Origin of the sequence: Peribacillus sp. NPDC058002 (assembly GCF_042886655.1) — a bacterium.
In the GTDB taxonomy this organism is placed as follows: Bacteria; Bacillota; Bacilli; order Bacillales; family DSM-1321; genus Peribacillus; species Peribacillus aracenensis.
Window position 1 is genome coordinate 1 of the sequence record NZ_JBHVQU010000535.1, and the last position, 1,105, is coordinate 1,105.

Genomic DNA, 1,105 nt, shown 5'->3' on the forward strand with positions numbered 1-1,105 from the left:
AAATTATATACCCTCCACTTTGCAAATTGGGGAAGCCGCAGTAATTGCTCACGATACAAACACACTTGTTATCTCAAATTTTCGTACGATGGACATGGCAGCTGGTGGACAAGGAGCTCCTCTTGTTCCTTTTACCGAATACATTCTTTATAGAAGTGAAGGGAAGGGAAGATTACTTCAAAACATAGGGGGCATTGGAAATGTTACCGTCTTACCCAAGCAAGCATCTCTTGATGACATGTATGCTTTTGATACAGGGCCTGGGAATATGATCATTGATGAAGTATGCCGCCAATTGTTCAATATAAGCTATGACGAAGGTGGTAACATAGCTAAACAAGGAAAAATCAATGACGAACTTTTATCTTATTGCATCAGTCATCCTTATATTATGAGCCGTCCACCAAAATCAACTGGCAGGGAATTGTTTGGCAAGGAATATGTAGTAAAACTATTAAAGATGTTTGAATCACTTCCAAGTCAAGATATTTTAGCAACAGTAACGATGTTTACAGCAAAGTCCATTGTGGAGAACTATCGAAATTTCATCTTTCCAAAAACCAATATTGAAGAAGTGATTATTGGCGGAGGTGGAAGCTATAACAAAACGTTATTAAATATGATTCAATCAATGCTTGGGAATTCCATACAAGTCTTGACTCAAGAAGATTTGGGATACTCTTCCGAAGCGAAAGAAGCGGTGGCCTTTGCATTACTTGCAAATGAAACCTTCCATGGTAATACAAGTAACGTTCCCAAGGCTACCGGAGCTGAATTCAATGTCATCCTTGGAAACATGACCTTCCCTCCTTTACATCGGATTAGCAAATAAACATAAGATAAAATAGGTTTAATAAAAGCCACCCTTCCCCCTTGGATTTCTTAAGGGGTTTTTTCATTTGATCCGTCATAAATTCACTATTATGGCAATCACCTAGTATGATAGCGATGCCCCCCGTATATAACCGTAAATGGACCACCCACTTGGTTTATTTATCCTGAAGCAGCTATTTGAAGAAAATAACGTCACGATTGGATTTTCCATTGAAGGTATGTATGCTTTTTAACCATTGGAAAAGAGCAGAAAGCACATCAATATTTGATG

General features: G+C 38.3%; 1 protein-coding gene. It reads left to right on the forward strand.

The window, feature by feature from the left end; all coding sequences use genetic code 11:
* Nucleotides 1–832 (forward strand): anhydro-N-acetylmuramic acid kinase AnmK (anmK, locus tag ACFVSH_RS26915; protein WP_387708892.1); only part of this gene is annotated, 832 nt, incomplete at its 5' end.
* Nucleotides 833–1,105: the final 273 nt, after the last annotated feature.